The following is a 16,257-nucleotide window of genomic DNA, read 5'->3' as shown; positions in this document are numbered from 1 at the left end:
GACGTCACCCGAAACGCGCATCAGGGGAGTAGAGGGACGATGGATCAGCCGCGGCACGTTCCGGTGCTGCTGGACCGCGTCCTGGAACTCTTCGCTCCAGCGCTCTCCGGCAAGCCCGCCGTCGTCGTCGACACGACGCTCGGCATGGGCGGCCACTCCGACGCGCTGTTGAGCGCCCACCCCGAGCTCACGCTCATCGGGCTCGACCGCGACCCGCAGGCCATCGAGATGGCGGGCAAGCGCCTCGCACGCCACGGTGATCGCGTGCACCTCGTCAACGTCACCTACGACCACATCGACGAAGCCGTGGAAGACCTCGGCCACTCGCACGTCGACGGTGTGCTGATGGACCTCGGCGTGTCCTCGTTGCAGCTCGACGAGGAGGAGCGCGGGTTCGCGTACTCGAAGGACGCGCCGCTCGACATGCGGATGTCCAAGGGCACCGGCATGACCGCGGCGGACGTGCTGAACACGTACTCGCACGGCGACCTGGCGCGGGTCCTCTCCACCTACGGCGAGGAGCGGTTCGCGGGCAAGATCGCCTCCGCGGTGCTGCGGGAGCGCGAGAAGGAGCCGTTCACGAACAGCGGGCGGCTCGTCGAGCTGCTCTACGCCGTCGTGCCCGCGGCTTCGCGGCGCACCGGCGGGCACCCGGCCAAGCGCACGTTCCAGGCGTTGCGGATCGAGGTCAACGGCGAGCTGGAGTCGTTGCGGCTCGCGCTGCCGGCCGCCCTGGGCGTGCTGGCCGTCGGCGGCCGGATCGTCGTCGAGTCGTACCAGTCCCTAGAGGACCGGATGGTGAAGCACGCGCTCGCGGAGCTGGCGAAGTCCAAGACGCCGCCGGGTCTGCCGGTCGAGCTGCCGGGCCACGGGCCGGAGGTCAAACTGCTCACCAGGGGCGCGGAGCTCGCGAACGAGCAGGAGATCGAGGACAACCCGCGTGCGGCGCCGGTGCGCCTGCGCGCGGCCGAGCGGATCGGAGCACCGAGGTGACGGCACCCGCACGGGTCGGTGGGCCGTCGCCCCGTGACCCCTCGAAGGACAAGGCCGCACAGAACGACAAGGCCCGGCGGCGCACCGCCGGTGCCGAGCGCGCCTACGCGCGGCGGGCCCAGCGCGCCTCGAACCTGCGGGGCGGCTCCGCGAACCCGCAGCAGAAGACCGCCTCCAAGGCGCCGTTCGTCGTGCTGGTGATGCTCGTGCTGGGTGCGGGCGTCGCCGGGATCATGTACTTCTCCACCCAGGCCGCCGCCGACACCTACCGGTTGCAGGAGGCGCGGGCGGAGGCCGAACGCCTCACGTTGCAGATGGAACAGCTGCGACGAGAGGTCGCGCTGCTCGAGTCGCCGACCGACCTGGCGCGCCGGGCGAACGAGATGGGCCTGGTCCAGCCGTCGAACCCGGCGCGGCTGCGGCAGAACCCGGACGGGTCGATCGAGGAGTTCGGCAAGCCGAGCGCACCGACCAAGTCGACGCCCGCGCCCCCGCCGTCACCCCAGTCGCCCGCACCGCCTCCCGCCGGTACGACGCCTCCGGCGGGTGGCTGATGCCCGGTCCGCAGCAGAGGGGGCCACGCCGCCCGCTGTCGGTTCGCGGTTCCCGGCCGGCCGCACGTCTGGGTGGCAACAGCAGGTTGCGCATCGGGGTCGGCCGCGTCCTGCTGATCGGCGCCCTGGTGGTCGCGGGCGTGAAGCTCGTTCAGGTGCAGGGTCTGCAGGCGCAGGAGCTCTCGCTGCAGGCGCAGAAGCAGCGCACCACGCCCATCGACATCCCCGCCGAACGCGGGTCGATCCTCGACCGCAACGGCAACCAGCTCGCGTTCTCGATCGAGGTGCGCGCGCTCTACATCCTTCCGCAGCGTGCCCGGAAGAACTGGGACGACGCCCACGCGAAGGACGCGAAGAAGTACCCCGGCACCTACGAGGACCGCGCACGCGAGATGGCGAAGTTCATCTCGTCGACGCTGGGACCGCAGGTCAACGGGGAGAAGACCGACGAGGAGACCGTCTACCAGCAGCTGGTGAAGGACATCTCCTACGAGGTCCTGGTCAGCGAGGCCGAGCCGGCCAAGGCCGCGAAGATCGTCACCAAGTACCCGGCGGAGATCGGCTCGGAGTACCGCTCCAAGCGCATCTACCCCAACGGAGACCTGGCGTCGAACATCATCGGCGCGGCGAACTGGCGCCAGGAGGAGAAGCCCCCGACCGTCCAGGGCATCCTCGGCCTGGAGAACGCCCAGGACAACGTGCTGGCGGGCCGCACCGGCCGCCGCGTGGTCGACACGATGTCGGGTGACGACACCCTCGTCATCCCGAACACCGAACGCGAGCTCGTGAAGCCGCAGCCCGGCAAGAGCCTCGAGCTGACGATCGACATCGACACGCAGTACGCGGTCCAGAAGATCGTCAGCGACTACGCCGCGAAGACGAAGGCGAAGAACGCCTCGGCCGTCGTGCTGGACAGCCGCACCGGCGAGATCGTCGCGATGGCCAACGACAAGACCTATGACCCGACGGACTTCGGCAACGCGAGCGAGGACCAGAAGCGCAACACCGCGGTGTCGTCGAGCTTCGAGCCCGGCTCGGTGAACAAGATCGTCACGGCCGCGGCCGCCGTCGAGTACGGCCTGTTCAAGCCGGACGACGTGCTGCAGGTGCCGGGCTCGATCAAGGTCGCCGACCGGGTCATCAAGGACGCCTGGAACCACGGCACCGTGCCCATGTCGTTCACCGGCGTGTTCGCGAAGTCCTCCAACGTCGGCACGCTGGAGGCGGCCCAGCAGGTCGGCCAGGAGCGCTACGCCGAGATGCTGCAGAAGTTCGGCCTCGGCAAGCGCACCCAGTCGGGCGTCCCCGCCGAGGAGGCGGGCGTCGTGCCGCCGCTGAACCAGTGGTCGGGCTCGACCTTCGGCAACCTGCCGATCGGCCAGGGCCTCTCGATGACGTTGCTGCAGATGACCGGCATGTACCAGGCCATCGCCAACGACGGGCTGCGCATCCCGCCGCGGCTGATCCGCGCCGAGATCGGCGAGGCGGGCGCGCGCTCGGAGAAGCAGCGCCCGGACGGCGTGCGCGTGGTGTCGCCGGAGACGGCGAAGACCGTCCGCGACATGTTCCGCTCGGTCACGCAGTCCGATCCGCGGGACGCGAACCAGAACGGCACCGGCAAGCCGGCCGCCGTGCCCGGCTACCAGATCGCGGGCAAGACCGGCACGGCGCAGCAGATCGACCAGAACTGCAAGTGCTACTCCCAGTCCCAGTACTGGACCACGTTCGCCGGCATCCTCCCGGCGGACAACCCGCGCTACGTCGTCGGCATCATGCTCGACGCGCCGTCGGACGCCCAGTCGGCCGCGCCCGTCTTCCACGAGATCGCGACCTTCCTGACCCAGCGGTTCCAGGTGCCGATGTCGGCGGAGCAGACGCCGTACGTCCGGCTGCAGCTGTAGCTCATCCCGGCGGGCGCGCATTGTTGGTCGTGCGCGCCCGTTGTGCAAGTGACCTGAACCACGCCCAGGCGTGACGACAGGACATTTCTTTTTGACTGTGAAAAATTCTTCGTAATGAGACGCAATCCATCACGTCTAATGCTCCGAAACCGGAGTGCAAGGCGAGATGGGGTTCTGCGTGCGTTCAACCGGCATTTCGATCTTGGCGGGAGTTCTGGCGGTGGCCATGGTTCCCGCAGGTCAAGCAGGTGAAAATGAATGGAAGGCCGAGTCTTTCTGGCTCCACATGAACAGCACGCCCATCAGTGATCAAATGATCGCCACCGAGGCGCAGCGCCGTTCTCATGTCGTGCTGAACGCCTGGGAAAGCGATCTTGCCGCGAAGTTCAAAGCGGCCAATCCGAAGATCCAGACCTTTGTCTACAAGGACCTCTCGTCGACGCGCAGCTACGCGTGTTCGAACGGTGTCGACGATTCCGATCTCCCCACCGGCGTCGGTTACTGCGAGGCCGACCCGTCCTGGTTCCTGCGCGACTCCGCCGGCAACCGCCTCGAGTACGGCGGCTACGAGGGCCACTGGCAGATGGACGTCGGCAACACCGCGTACCAGAACGCCTGGGCAGACAACGTGGTCGCGTCCTCGGCCGAGGTCTTCGACGGCGTCCTCATGGACAACGCGCTGTTCGCCTGCGACACCTACCACGACGGCGTCTGCCCGGCCGCGTACCCGACCGACGAGTCGATGCGCGCGGCCTACCTCTCGATGCTCGCCGGCACCAGGCAGAAGTTCGTGGACGCCGGCCTCAAGACCGTCGCGAACATGTCCAACGCCCGCCTGCACGAGGGCGCCTGGGACTCCTACGTCGAGCACCTCGACGGCGGCTTCGACGAGTGGTGGCTGACCTTCGGAGACAAGGACCTGCTCTCCGAGTACGAGCAGGGCTGGAGCCGGCAGGTCGAGCAGATCACCGCCAACGAGGCCAAGGGCAAGATCACCTGGGTCCAGCCGCACCACAGCGGCGCCGAGCAGCCGTTCCGCTACGCCTACGCGAGCTACCTGCTGGCCAAGGGCGAGCACGCGGCGATCTCGGAGATCGAGGAGACCGACCGCTACGACGGCCCCTCGCGGTGGCGCGCCGAGTACGACTGGGATCTCGGCACACCGCTCGGCGCCCACCACGAGGTCGGGAAGAACGTGCACCAGCGCGACTTCGAGTGCGGCACCGTGATCGTCAACGCCGGCAGGACCGGTAGCGCGCCCGTCACGATCAGGCTCGACCAGACCCAGACCAACGAGGCGGGCGCCCCGGTCACCTACGTGGCCTTGCCGGGCACGACCGGAACCGTGCTGCGCAAGGAGTGTTAGACCTTGGCCCGGTCGTCCTGCAACGGCTCCGGCCGGGCCACCAGCACGGGACAGGACGCGTGGTAGAGCGCTGCCCGGGTGACCAGCCCGACGCCGTCGTGCTGCCCGCCGCGTCCCACGACCACGAGGTCGGAGTCCAGTTCGGCCAAGGTCTCGTGCGGATGCCGTGACCCCACCTGCACCTCGGGCGTCAGCTCGGGTGCGGTGGTGCGCAAGAACAACACGGCCGGGCGGACCGCTGCCTCGTCCCGGGGCACGTCCGCGCCGTGCTGGGCCGGCAGGTGCATGTGCAGCAGGCGCAGCCGCGCTCGGCGGGTGCGGCAGAGCTCGACCGCGCGCCGCAGCACGACCGGGTCCTCGCACCCGCCGACGGCAGCGGTGATCCAGCCGTGTTCGCCGCGGATCGCCTTGGGTCGTCCGCGCACCACCACGACACCGCACCGCGCGCGGCGCAACACCGGGAGGACGAGGGAGCCCAGCCCCAGGCTGCGGTGCTGTTCGCCTTTGCACCCCAAGACCAAGGTCGCGCTGGAGTCCGACGCCCTCACCAGTGCGGCCACCGGGTCGTCCCCGCTCGGGCGGAAGTGGGCGGTCAGCATGGGAAGTCGTTCCAGGACCCGCTGGACCGTCGTGTCACCGGGGTCCGCGAGGAACACCTGCAGGTCCGTCCTGAGCGACCACGCGTGTCGCGCGGCCCACTCGAACGCGTGATACGCGAATTCGGACGCGTCGACCCCGACTGTCACCGAACGACTGAAATCGGGAGCCCAGAAGGAAAATCTCCGGGGTTCCACCGCCGAGCTGGTTCTCATTACCGCCTCCTGCCGCTCCCTACCTCACCGCAGGCGCACGAGCGCTCACAGGGCACTAAGTCACGAAGCGGGCAGGAACTTGTGCGGCCGGACGGGCTCGCCCGTGAAGACCAGCGCGGCGGACCACTCGAACGGCCCAGATCCGCGGATCATCACCCGAACGCCAACGCGCCGCTCGGCCACTCTGTGTACGCCGGTAGCCTCTTGCCCGTGCCTGCCAAGCTCGAGGGCAAGGTCGCGACCGCCCCGCCCCGCCCCAACGCCATTCGCCCTGCTTCCGTGGCTGCTCTCGCCGCGGTCGCCGACGTGCACCTGACCAGGCCGGCGCATGCCGACGTCCAGGTGACGGGGGTGACTCTGCGTGCACAGCACGCGGTCCCCGGAGACCTCTACGCCGCGCTGCCGGGTGCCCAGGTCCACGGTGCCGACTTCGCCGCCACGGCGATCGCGAACGGTGCCGTCGCCGTGCTGACGGACGAGGCCGGAGCCGCGCGCGACTCCCTCAAGGACGTCCCCGTGCTGATCCACCCACGCCCTCGTGAGGTCGTGGGCCTGCTCGCCGCGCACGTCTACGGACAGCCGTCGACGAAGATCAAGCTGTGGGGTGTCACCGGCACGTCCGGCAAGACCACCACCACGTACATGATCGAGTCGGTGCTGCGCGCCGCCGGGAGGAACACCGGCCTGATCGGCACGGTCGGCACCCGCATCGGCACCGAGCAGCTCGGCAGTTCGCACACCACGCCCGAGGCGCCGGACCTGCAGGCGTTGTTCGCGGTCATGGCCGAACGCGGTGTCACCGACGTGGCGATGGAGGTGTCGAGCCACGCGCTGCACATGGGCCGCGTCGCCGCCACCGAGTTCGAGATCGGCGCGTTCACGAACCTGAGCCAGGACCACCTCGACTTCCACGCGGACATGGAGGAGTACTTCCAGGTCAAGGCGCAGCTGTTCGACGGCCGCGCGCGCAAGGAGGTCGTCTGCGTCGACGGCGAGTGGGGCGAGCGGCTGGTCAAGCCGGGCACCGTCACCGTCGCCACGACCAAGCCCGCCACCTGGACCGCGAGCGACGTCGAGGTGAGCGCGACCGGTGAGCAGACGTTCACCGCGCACGGCCCCGATGGCGACATCCGGATCCACCTCCCGCTCGCGGGCAGTTTCAACATCGCGAACGCCCTGCTGGCCATCGCCTGCCTGCACCTGGAGGGCATCGGTCCCGAGGCGGTCGCCGAGGGCCTGCGGACCGTCCAGGTGCCCGGCCGGATGCAGCGGATCGACGAGGGTCAGGCCTTCACGGCCGTCGTCGACTACTCGCACAAGCCCGCCGCGGTCGCGCTCGCGCTCGACGCCGTGCGCGCCAAGACCGACGGCCGGGTGATCGTCGTGCTCGGCTGCGGTGGCGACCGCGACCGGGCCAAGCGGCCGCTGATGGGCGAGGCCGCCGCCGAACGCGCCGAGATTTTGATCATCACCGATGACAACCCGAGGACCGAAGACGCGTCCTCTATTCGGGCCGCCATGCTCGAAGGGGCCCTCGCCACCGCGAACCGGGGCGAGGTGCTCGAGATCGGCGACCGGAGGCTCGCGATCGAAAAGGCCGTCGAGCTGGCCCTCCCGGGTGACGTCGTCGTCGTGGCGGGCAAGGGGCACGAGACGGGACAAGAGATCGCCGGCGTGATCCAACCGTTCTCGGACGTCGAGACGCTGACCGCCGCGATCAGAGAGGCGCACCGTTGATCGCACTCACGCTCGCCGAGATCGCTGAGATCGTCGGCGGACGCCTGCACGCGACCGATGGCAGTCCGGTGGTCACCGGCTCCATCGAGTTCGACACCCGCAAGATCACCGAGGGGGGCCTCTTCCTGGCGCTGCCCGGGGAACGCGTGGACGGCCACGACTTCGCCGCGCAGGCCGTGGCGTCGGGCGCCGCCGGTGTGCTGGCGGGCCGCGAGGTCGACGCCCCGGCGGTGATCGCACCGCCGGTGCAGACCAGACACGCCAACGCCTACGTTCTCGCGGGGGACAGGAGCGGCGAGGGCGCGGCGGTGCTCGAGGCACTGGCCAAGCTCGCCCGCCACGTCACGGACCGCCTGAAGGACCTGACGATCATCGGCATCACCGGCTCCGCGGGCAAGACGTCCACCAAGGACCTGATCGCCCAGGTGCTGGCGCCGGCCGGAGACGTCGTCGCGCCGCCGGAGTCGTTCAACAACGAGCTCGGCCACCCGTGGACCGCGCTGCGTTCCACCGAGGACACCAGGTTCCTGGTGCTGGAGCTGTCCGCGCGCGGCATCGGCCACATCGCGAACCTCTGCCAGGTCGCCCCGCCGCGCTTCGGTGCCGTGCTGAACGTCGGCACCGCGCACCTGAGCGAGTTCGGCTCGCGCGAGGGCATCGCGCAGGGCAAGGGCGAGCTGGTCGAAGCGCTGCCCGGCGAAGAGCACGGTGGTGTGGCCATCCTGAACGCCGACGACCCGCTGGTAGCGGGCATGGCGAGCCGCACGAAGGCCAAGGTCGTCCTGGTCGGGGAGAACCCGAAGGCCGACGTCCGGGCCACTGACATCGAGCTGGACGAGCAGGCACGTGCGAGCTTCACGCTGAAGACCTCGCAGGGCGACGCGCACGTCGAGCTCGGGCTGAACGGCTCGCACCAGGTCGGCAACGCGCTGGTCGCCGCGGCCATCGCACTCGAACTGGGCGCCACGCCCGCCGAGATCGCGCAGCGACTGGGCGCGGCGCGGCGGGTCTCCGCCCACCGCATGGTCATCACCGACCGCGCGGACGGCGTGACGGTCATCGACGACGCCTACAACGCGAACCCGGACTCGGTGCGGGCGGCGTTGAAGGCACTCGCGTCGATCTCGCGCGCCACCACGCCCGCCCGCCGCTGCTGGGCCGTCCTCGGCCCGATGGCGGAACTGGGCGACGACGCGGTGCGCGAGCACGACGAGATCGGCCGCCTGGTGGTGCGCCTCGACATCAGCAAGCTGGTCGTCGTCGGCGAAGCGGCCCGCGCGATGCACCAGGGCGCGCACCTGGAAGGATCTTGGGGAGACGAATCCGTCGCGGTGCCGGACGTGGACGCGGCGATCGCGTTGCTGCAGGGGGAAATCCGGCCCGGTGACGTAGTGCTGGTCAAGGCATCCAACGCCTATCGCCTGTGGCGCATTGCCGAGGCCCTGCTGGAGGCAGGAACCAAGTGAAGAGCATCCTGATCGCCGCAGCGATCGCACTGGCAGTGTCGATCCTGCTGACGCCGTACCTGATCAAGGTCTTCTCTCGCCAGGGCTTCGGCCAGGAGATCCGCGAAGACGGTCCGCAGCACCACAAGACCAAGCGCGGTACGCCGACCATGGGTGGCCTCGCCATCCTGGTCGCGATGTGGGCCGGTTACCTCGGCACGCACCTCGTGAACTCGATGTCGGCCTCGGCGTCGGGACAGACCCCGACGGCGTCCGGCCTGCTCGTGCTGATGCTGACGACGTCGCTCGGCATCGTCGGCTTCCTCGACGACTTCATCAAGATCCGCAAGGCCCGCAACCTGGGCCTGAACAAGACGGCGAAGCTGGTCGGCCAGTTCATCGCGACCATCACGTTCGCGATCCTGGTGCTGCAGTTCCCGAACAAGGACGGCCTGACGCCCGCGTCGGTCAACCTGTCGTTCGTCCGCGACATCACCGTGGTCTCGTTCGGCGTCGTCGGCTTCATCGTCTTCTGCTACGGCATGGTCGCCGCGTGGTCGAACGCCGTGAACCTCACCGACGGCCTCGACGGCCTGGCCGGTGGGTCGTCGGCGATGGTGTTCGGCACCTACGTCGTGATCTCGTTCTGGCAGTTCCGCTACAACTGCTCCAGCTACGCCGTGGCGGGCTGCTACGACGTGCGCGACCCGCTGGACCTGGCGGTGATCGCCGCCGCCGCGATGGCAGGCTGCATCGGCTTCCTCTGGTGGAACGCCGCTCCGGCCAAGATCTTCATGGGTGACACCGGGTCGCTCGCGCTCGGCGGCCTCGTCGCTGGTCTCGCGATCGCGACCCGCACCGAGCTGCTGATGATCGTCATCGGTGGTCTGTTCGTGGTCGAGGCCCTGTCGGTGGCGTTGCAGGTCGCGGTCTTCCGCACCTCACGACGGCGCCTGTTCCGCATGGCCCCCTTCCACCACCACTTCGAGCTGGCGGGCTGGGCGGAAACCACTGTCATCATCCGGTTCTGGTTGATGGCCGGCATCTGCTGCATGTTCGGGCTAGGCGTGTTCTACAGCGAGTGGCTGACGGGCGGTTTCTAGAGTTATGACCAAGCTGGCCGGAACAAAGGTGCTGGTGGCCGGTGCTGGAGTGACCGGCCGGTCCGCCGCGGAGGCGTTGCTCGCGGCGGGCGCCGAGGTCGTGGTGACGGACTCGTCGGCGGAACGGCTGGCGGCGCTGGAGACCCTGCTCGAAGGCGTCGAGCTGGTGCCGGGGCTGACCGAGCCCCCGGCCGGCACGTCGCTGGTGGTCACGAGCCCCGGCTGGCAGCCGTCGAGCCCGCTGCTCGCGGCCGCCGCCTCGGCCGGCATCGAGGTCATCGGCGAGGTCGAACTGGCCTGGCGGATGGGCACCGAGCTGGCCGACCCGCCGGTGTGGCTCGCGGTGACGGGCACGAACGGCAAGACCACGACGGTCGGCATGCTGGAGTCGATCCTGCACGCCGCCGGCGCGGACGCCGTGGCCTGCGGGAACGTCGGCCTGCCGGTCGTGGACGCGCTGCTGGCCGGACACCGGGTGCTCGCGGTGGAGCTGTCGAGCTTCCAGCTGTACTGGGCGCCTTCGGTGCGTCCGCAGGCGGGCGCGCTGCTCAACCTCGCCGAGGACCACCTCGACTGGCACGGCGGCATGGACGCCTACGCCCAGGCCAAGGCCCGGATCCTCACCGGCGAGGTGGCGATCGGCTGGCTCGACGACGAACTCGTCGGCGACCTGCTGGAGGCCTCGACCGCGCGTGACCGCATCGGCTTCACGCTCGACGAACCCGAGGACGGCCAGCTCGGCGTGCGCGACGGCTGGCTGGTCGACCGCGCGTTCGCCGACGACGAGGCGCTGGTCGAGGTCGCGAAGATCCGTCCGGCAGGCCCTCCCGGCATCGCGGACGCACTGGCCGCCACGGCCCTGGCGCGCGCGTACGGCGTGCCGTCCGCGGCCGTGCGCGAGGGCCTGGAGGCGTTCGAACCGGCCGCGCACCGTGCCGTGCTCGTCACCGTCGACGCCACCGACATCAAGTACGTCAACGACTCCAAGGCGACGAACCCGCACGCCGCCGTGGCTTCCCTGCGGGCGTTCGACAGCGTCGTCTGGATCGCTGGTGGGCTGCTCAAGGGCGCGTCGGTCGAGGAGATGGTGCGGACCGAGGCCCGCCGGTTGCGAGGCGCGGTGCTGATCGGCGCCGACCGTGCCGTGATCGCGGACGCTCTCACGAAGCACGCGCCGGACGTGCCGGTGCGCTCGCTCGACGTCGGTGGGGACGAAGATCCGATGCTGGCGGTCGTCCGTGCCGCGCAGGAGCTCGCGCAGCCCGGTGACACGGTGCTGCTCGCTCCCGCGGCGGCGTCGATGGACATGTTCAGCGACTACGCGCACCGGGGGCAGGCGTTCACGGACGCCGTCAAGCGCCTCACGGGTGGCCGGTAGGGTGATGGTGCCGTGACCGCGGGCCTTCACCGCGTCTTCCGGCGCTCAGCAGGGTGCCTCGCGGTGCCGGCCCCGCGCCCCCGTACCACCAGTACGAGGGCGCGGGGCCGGCACCACGATGCACCCGTCTGACCGTCGAAATACGGGGCAAAGGCCCGCGGTCACGACACCAGGGGCGGCACGCTCCAGCGAAAGGGGCGACACGCCCCAGGAATCCCCGTTCGAGCGCTTGACACAGGAGACGATGATCCGGTGACCGTCGTCGCCGACAAGCCGAGGAACAAGCGGAAGGTTCGTCCCGCGGGCCGCATCACGTCGTTGCGCAGCGGCATGACCTCGTGGCTCAGCCGACCGCTCGCCGACTTCCACCTGTTGCTCGCGATCTTCGGCATGCTCACCGTGCTCGGCCTGGTGATGGTGCTGTCGGCCTCGGCACCGGGACAGGTCGCGTCGGGCGTGTCCGCGTACAGCGTGTTCCAGAAACAGCTGATCTACGTGTGCATCGGCGCCGTCCTGTTCTGGGTGATGCTGCGGTTCCCGTTGCGCAGGCTCCGGCACGTCTCGACGGCCGCGATGGGCATCGGCGTGGTGCTGCTGGCGCTCGTGCTGACGCCGCTCGGTGACGTCCGCGGCGGCGCGCGTTCGTGGTTCACGCTCGGGCCTGTCTCCTTCCAGCCGATCGAGGCCGTGAAGCTCGCGCTGGCGTTGTGGGGCGCGCACGTCCTGGTGACCAAGCGAGCGCTGCTGTCGCAGTACCGGCACCTGCTGGTTCCTGTCGTGCCGGTGGCGATGCTGGTGTTCGCGCTGGTCATGCTGCAGCCCGACCTCGGCGGCACGATCACGCTCGGCGTGGTGCTGATCAGCCTGCTGTGGTTCGTGGGCGCGCCGATGCGGTTGTTCGGCGTGATCGCCGGTGGCGCGGTGGCGGGTGCCGTCGTGCTCGCGATCGGTGCCACGTACCGGCTGCAGCGCGTGACGTCGTTCCTCAACCCCGACGCCGACCCCGACGGCGCCGGTCACCAGGCCCGGCAGGCGATGTTCGCGCTCGCCGACGGCGGCCTGTTCGGCAAGGGACTCGCCCGGGGCAGCTCGCAGTGGCGGTACCTGCCCAACGTCGAGTCGGACTTCATCTTCGCCGTCATCGGCGAGGAGCTCGGGTTCGTCGGGTGCGGTCTGGTGCTGGTGCTGTTCGGCGGGCTCGCGTGGGTCGGCCTGCGGATCGCCTCGCGCAACACCGACCCGTGGATCCGGATCGTGGCCGCGACGCTGACGGTGTGGCTCGTCGCGCAGGCCGCGATCAACATCGGCTACGTCGTGCAGCTGCTGCCCGTCACGGGCCTCACGCTGCCGATGATCTCCTCCGGCGGCACCTCGATCGTGACGACCATGATCGTGTTCGGCATCCTGGCGAACTGCGCCCGGCACGAGCCCGAGGCCGTGTCCGCGCTGCGTTCGCTCGGTCCCGGCCGCGTCGGCGGGCTGCTCCGGCTGCCCGCCCCCGAGGCGTACCGGCCACCGGCCAAGCGCAAGCCGGTCCGCCCGTCCACGCCTCCCCGCGCACCAGGCCGTTCACGCACGCAGCAACTTCCAGTGGTGGACGAACGTCGTATGGCTGGACGCTCCGCTCCGCCTTCGGAGTACCGTCGCCGCGACTCGCGGCGCACGCAGGGCCGTTCAGAGCAAGGCAGGTCGACCCGCGGTCGCGGGCGATCCAACTGAATTCGATCTTCAGCCAACTACCTTCGGGAGAAGTCTTGACCGGGCACCCTGCCCCCAGTGGTCCGTGCGTCGTGGTCGCCGGCGGTGGCACCGCCGGACACATCGAGCCGGCACTGGCGCTGGCCGACGCGGTCATGCGGCTGCGGCCGGACGCGCGTGTCGTCGCGCTCGGCACCGAACGCGGCCTGGAGAACAAGATCGTGCCGGCCCGCGGCTACCCGCTGGAGCTGATCCCGCCGGTGCCGATGCCGCGCAAGCCCACCCTGGACCTGCTGAAGCTGCCGCTCAACGTGCGCAGCGCCGTGAAGCAGACCCGCGAGGTGCTGGAGCGCGTCGGCGCGGACGTCGTCGTCGGCTTCGGCGGCTACGTGGCGCTGCCCGCGTACCTGGCCGCGCGTGGCCGCATCCCGATCGTGGTGCACGAGGCGAACGCCAAGGCCGGGCTCGCGAACAAGGTCGGCGCCAAGTTCGCCGCGCACGTCGCGGCGGCCGTGCCGGACTCCGGGCTCATGGACGCGCAGATCATCGGCATCCCGCTGCGCCAGTCGATCACGTCGCTGGACCGCGCCGCGTTGCGCGCCGAGGCCCGCCGGTTCTTCGGACTGGACCCGCACGCTCCGGTGCTGCTGGTGTTCGGCGGTTCGCAGGGCGCGCGTTCGATCAACGAGGCCGTGGCGCCGGTCTCGGCCGAGTTCGCCCGTGCCGGCGTCGGTGTGCTGCACGCGTACGGGCCGAAGAACTCCGTTTCGGTGCAACAGGTTCCGGGTGCCCCGGCGTACGTGCCGGTGCCGTACCTGGAGCGCATGGACCTGGCGTACGCCGCCGCGGACGCCGTGCTGTGCCGTTCGGGCGCGATGACGGTCGCCGAGGTGTCGGCCGTCGGCCTGCCCGCGGTGTTCGTGCCGCTGCCCATCGGCAACGGTGAGCAGGCGCTGAACGCCGGCCCGGTCGTGTCCGCCGGCGGCGGCCTGCTCGTGCCGGACGCCGAGCTCACGCCGGAGAAGGTCGTATCGCTGGTGGTGCCGCTGATGGCGGACCGCAACCGGCTCGCGCAGATGTCCCGCGCGACGCTCGGCACCGGCCGTCGCGAGGCGGACGAGATCCTGGCCCGCTCCGTTCTGGATGTGATCAAGAAATGAGCCTCGAACGCGTTCACCTCGTCGGCATCGGTGGTGCCGGCATGAGCGGCATCGCGCGGATCCTGCTGGCGCGCGGCGTGCAGGTGTCCGGATCGGACGCCAAGGACTCGCGGACCGTGCTGGCGCTGCGCGCCCAGGGCGCGCGGATCGCCGTCGGTCACGCCGCCTCGAACCTGGACCAGCTCGTGGGCGGTCCGACCGAGGTCGTGGTGTCGACCGCGATCAAGGACACCAACCCCGAGTACGCGTCGGCCCGTGAGCGCGGCATCACCGTGCTGCGCCGTGCCGAGGCGCTCGCGGCGTTGATGGAAGACCATCGCGTCGTGTGTGTCGCCGGTACGCATGGCAAGACGTCGACCACGTCGATGCTCACCGTCGCGTTGCAGCACTGCCGGATCGACCCGTCGTTCGCGATCGGTGGTGACCTGAACGAGTCCGGTGCCAACGCCCACCAGGGCACCGGTGGCGTGTTCGTGGCCGAGGCGGACGAGTCCGACGGCTCGTTCCTGTTCTTCTCGCCGTCCGTCGCCGTCGTGACGAACGTGGAGGCCGACCACCTCGACCACCACGGCACCGTCGAGGCCTACACGGCCGTGTTCGACTCGTTCCTGGAGCGGATCGCGCCGGAGGGCGTGCTGGTGTCCTGTGTGGACGATCCTGGTGCCGCTCGCCTGATCACCGAGGCCCGTGCGCGGGGAATCCGGGTGCGCGAGTACGGCCGGTCCGCGTCCGACGCGCGTCTCGTCGACTACAAGCCGCTGGAGGCCGGTGGCCTGGCGTCGGTCGAGATCGACGGCGTGGCCGTCGAGGTCCGGGTCGCGGTGCCGGGCGAGCACATGGCGTTGAACGCGATCGCCGCTCTGCTGGCCGGTCTGGAGCTCGGCGCGGACCAGGCAGGGCTGCTCGAAGGCCTCGCGGCCTTCGGTGGCGTGCGGCGGCGGTTCGAGTTCAAGGGCCGCGGCAAGGGTGTGTCGGTGTACGACGACTACGCGCACCACCCGACCGAGGTCGACGCACAGCTGCGCGCCGCCCGTCCGGTCGCAGGCGCGGGCCGTGTCATCGTGGTGTTCCAGCCGCACCTGTACTCGAGGACCCGTACGTTCGCCACGGAGTTCGCCGCCGCGTTGTCGCTGGCGGACGAGGTCGTCGTGCTGGACGTCTACGGCGCCCGCGAGGAGCCCGAACCCGGCGTGACCGGCGGGTTGATCGCCGAGCAGGTCACGGCTTCCGTGCACTACGAGCCGTCGTTCGACCGCGTCCCCGCACTGGTGGCCTCGCTGGCACGTGAGGGCGACCTGGTGGTGACCATGGGCGCGGGTGACGTGACGATGCTCGGCCCCGAGATCGTCAGCGCGCTGTCATGAGCGCACCGGTTCGCGGCAGGTCCACGCGAGTTCGCTCCGCGAACCGGAGACCGAAGAGCGCCGAGTACCGGGCGCGGCGCAGGGTGATCCTGCGCCGCCGCCTGGTGGCGTTGCTGTCAGTGCTTTCCGTGCTGGCACTGGCCTACTGCGTCTTCTTCACCCCGTTGCTCGGCGTCCGCCAGGTGGACGTCCGCGGCAACGTGGCGCTGACCGAGGACGAGGTCCGTGCCGTAGCGGCGATCGACGCGGGCTCCCCGTTGGTGCGCCTGGACCTCAAGGAGATCCACGACCGCGTGGCAGGCATCCCGCGCGTCGCCGCCGTGGAGGTCGAACGCCTGCTCCCGGGCACGGTCCGGCTGCTGCTCACCGAACGCGTCCCGGTCGGCTCGGTGAAGCTGCCCGACGGCTTCCACCTCGTCGACTCGACCGGCAAGGACTACGCCATCCTCCCGGCCCCCGCGCCGGGCGTGCCCGAACTGGTGCTGACGCTGCCGTCGTCCTCGGACCCGGCCACTCGCGCCGTGGTCGGGGTCGTGAACGAGCTGCCGGAGAAGCTGCGGCCCGACGTGCTGTCGGTGGCGGCGACGACCAGTGCCGACGTGAAGCTGACGCTGTCAGGGAACCGCGTGGTGAAGTGGGGCAGCTCCGACGACACGGCACGCAAGGCGGCCGTGCTGCTCGTGCTGCTCTCGCGGCCAGGCACGACCTACGACGTGTCGTCGCCGGACCTGGCCACCGTGTCCTAG

13 protein-coding genes are annotated in these 16,257 nt (G+C 70.2%); 12 read left to right on the top strand and 1 reads right to left on the bottom strand.

Annotated features, from left to right (window positions below; all coding sequences use genetic code 11):
• Window positions 1-39: 39 nt before the first annotated feature.
• From rsmH to DFR72_RS21495, 4 genes are all read left to right on the top strand, one after another.
• A complete protein-coding gene (gene rsmH / locus DFR72_RS21510) occupies window positions 40-993 on the top strand; it encodes a 16S rRNA (cytosine(1402)-N(4))-methyltransferase RsmH (RefSeq protein WP_090073955.1) in 954 nt (317 codons plus the stop codon).
• A complete protein-coding gene (gene ftsL / locus DFR72_RS21505) occupies window positions 990-1,547 on the top strand; it encodes a cell division protein FtsL (protein WP_090073958.1) in 558 nt (185 codons plus the stop codon). The genes rsmH and ftsL overlap by 4 nt, the downstream gene beginning before the upstream one ends.
• Window positions 1,547-3,448, top strand: coding sequence for a peptidoglycan D,D-transpeptidase FtsI family protein (locus DFR72_RS21500; protein ID WP_090073960.1), 1,902 nt, complete (start codon window positions 1,547-1,549; stop codon window positions 3,446-3,448). The genes ftsL and DFR72_RS21500 overlap by 1 nt, the downstream gene beginning before the upstream one ends.
• Window positions 3,449-3,761: 313 nt before the next feature.
• Complete coding sequence (locus DFR72_RS21495) at window positions 3,762-4,814, top strand: putative glycoside hydrolase (RefSeq protein WP_170176341.1); 1,053 nt, start codon at window positions 3,762-3,764, stop codon at window positions 4,812-4,814.
• On the opposite strand, the gene DFR72_RS21490 is transcribed toward DFR72_RS21495, so the two are convergent.
• Window positions 4,811-5,560, bottom strand: coding sequence for a universal stress protein (locus DFR72_RS21490; RefSeq protein ID WP_170176340.1), 750 nt, complete (start codon window positions 5,558-5,560; stop codon window positions 4,811-4,813). The two genes, DFR72_RS21495 and DFR72_RS21490, sit on opposite strands and share 4 nt — an antisense overlap.
• Before the next feature lie 276 nt (window positions 5,561-5,836).
• Between DFR72_RS21490 and DFR72_RS21485 the strand changes: the two genes are divergently transcribed.
• From DFR72_RS21485 to DFR72_RS21450, 8 genes are all read left to right on the top strand, one after another.
• On the top strand, window positions 5,837-7,363 hold the full coding sequence (locus DFR72_RS21485) for a UDP-N-acetylmuramoyl-L-alanyl-D-glutamate--2,6-diaminopimelate ligase (protein WP_177224665.1): 1,527 nt from the start codon (window positions 5,837-5,839) through the stop codon (window positions 7,361-7,363).
• Window positions 7,360-8,829 (top strand): UDP-N-acetylmuramoyl-tripeptide--D-alanyl-D-alanine ligase, encoded by a 1,470-nt coding sequence (locus tag DFR72_RS21480; RefSeq protein ID WP_090073967.1) that lies wholly within the window; start codon window positions 7,360-7,362, stop codon window positions 8,827-8,829. Before DFR72_RS21485 ends, DFR72_RS21480 begins: the two co-directional genes overlap by 4 nt.
• On the top strand, window positions 8,826-9,911 hold the full coding sequence (gene mraY, locus DFR72_RS21475; protein WP_090073969.1) for a phospho-N-acetylmuramoyl-pentapeptide-transferase: 1,086 nt from the start codon (window positions 8,826-8,828) through the stop codon (window positions 9,909-9,911). Before DFR72_RS21480 ends, mraY begins: the two co-directional genes overlap by 4 nt.
• Before the next feature lie 4 nt (window positions 9,912-9,915).
• On the top strand, window positions 9,916-11,289 hold the full coding sequence (gene murD, locus DFR72_RS21470; protein WP_090073970.1) for a UDP-N-acetylmuramoyl-L-alanine--D-glutamate ligase: 1,374 nt from the start codon (window positions 9,916-9,918) through the stop codon (window positions 11,287-11,289).
• Window positions 11,290-11,541: 252 nt separating this feature from the next.
• Window positions 11,542-13,008 (top strand): putative lipid II flippase FtsW, encoded by a 1,467-nt coding sequence (gene ftsW / locus DFR72_RS21465; protein ID WP_425459905.1) that lies wholly within the window; start codon window positions 11,542-11,544, stop codon window positions 13,006-13,008.
• A gap of 35 nt (window positions 13,009-13,043) precedes the next feature.
• A complete protein-coding gene (gene murG, locus DFR72_RS21460) occupies window positions 13,044-14,147 on the top strand; it encodes an undecaprenyldiphospho-muramoylpentapeptide beta-N-acetylglucosaminyltransferase (RefSeq protein ID WP_177224666.1) in 1,104 nt (367 codons plus the stop codon).
• Complete coding sequence (gene murC / locus DFR72_RS21455; protein WP_090073971.1) at window positions 14,144-15,511, top strand: UDP-N-acetylmuramate--L-alanine ligase; 1,368 nt, start codon at window positions 14,144-14,146, stop codon at window positions 15,509-15,511. Before murG ends, murC begins: the two co-directional genes overlap by 4 nt.
• The gene (locus tag DFR72_RS21450; RefSeq protein WP_090073972.1) at window positions 15,508-16,257 is read left to right on the top strand and encodes a cell division protein FtsQ/DivIB; all 750 of its coding nucleotides are present in this window, start codon (window positions 15,508-15,510) and stop codon (window positions 16,255-16,257) included. Before murC ends, DFR72_RS21450 begins: the two co-directional genes overlap by 4 nt.

Origin of the sequence: Lentzea flaviverrucosa (assembly GCF_003350445.1) — a bacterium.
GTDB classification, from domain to species: domain Bacteria; phylum Actinomycetota; class Actinomycetes; order Mycobacteriales; family Pseudonocardiaceae; genus Lentzea; species Lentzea californiensis.
Note: the sequence above shows the minus strand (reverse complement) of the source record. Positions and strands in the feature narration are given on the sequence as shown.

Excerpts from the sequence above, each read along its gene's own strand:
- murC (WP_090073971.1), top strand. The coding sequence starts at position 14,144 with ATGAGCCTCGAACGCGTTCACCTCGTCGGCATCGGTGGTGCCGGCATG.
- rsmH (WP_090073955.1), top strand. The coding sequence starts at position 40 with ATGGATCAGCCGCGGCACGTTCCGGTGCTGCTGGACCGCGTCCTGGAA.
- DFR72_RS21500 (WP_090073960.1), top strand. The coding sequence starts at position 1,547 with ATGCCCGGTCCGCAGCAGAGGGGGCCACGCCGCCCGCTGTCGGTTCGC.
- murD (WP_090073970.1), top strand. The coding sequence starts at position 9,916 with ATGACCAAGCTGGCCGGAACAAAGGTGCTGGTGGCCGGTGCTGGAGTG.
- DFR72_RS21450 (WP_090073972.1), top strand. The coding sequence starts at position 15,508 with ATGAGCGCACCGGTTCGCGGCAGGTCCACGCGAGTTCGCTCCGCGAAC.
- DFR72_RS21495 (WP_170176341.1), top strand. The coding sequence starts at position 3,762 with ATGATCGCCACCGAGGCGCAGCGCCGTTCTCATGTCGTGCTGAACGCC.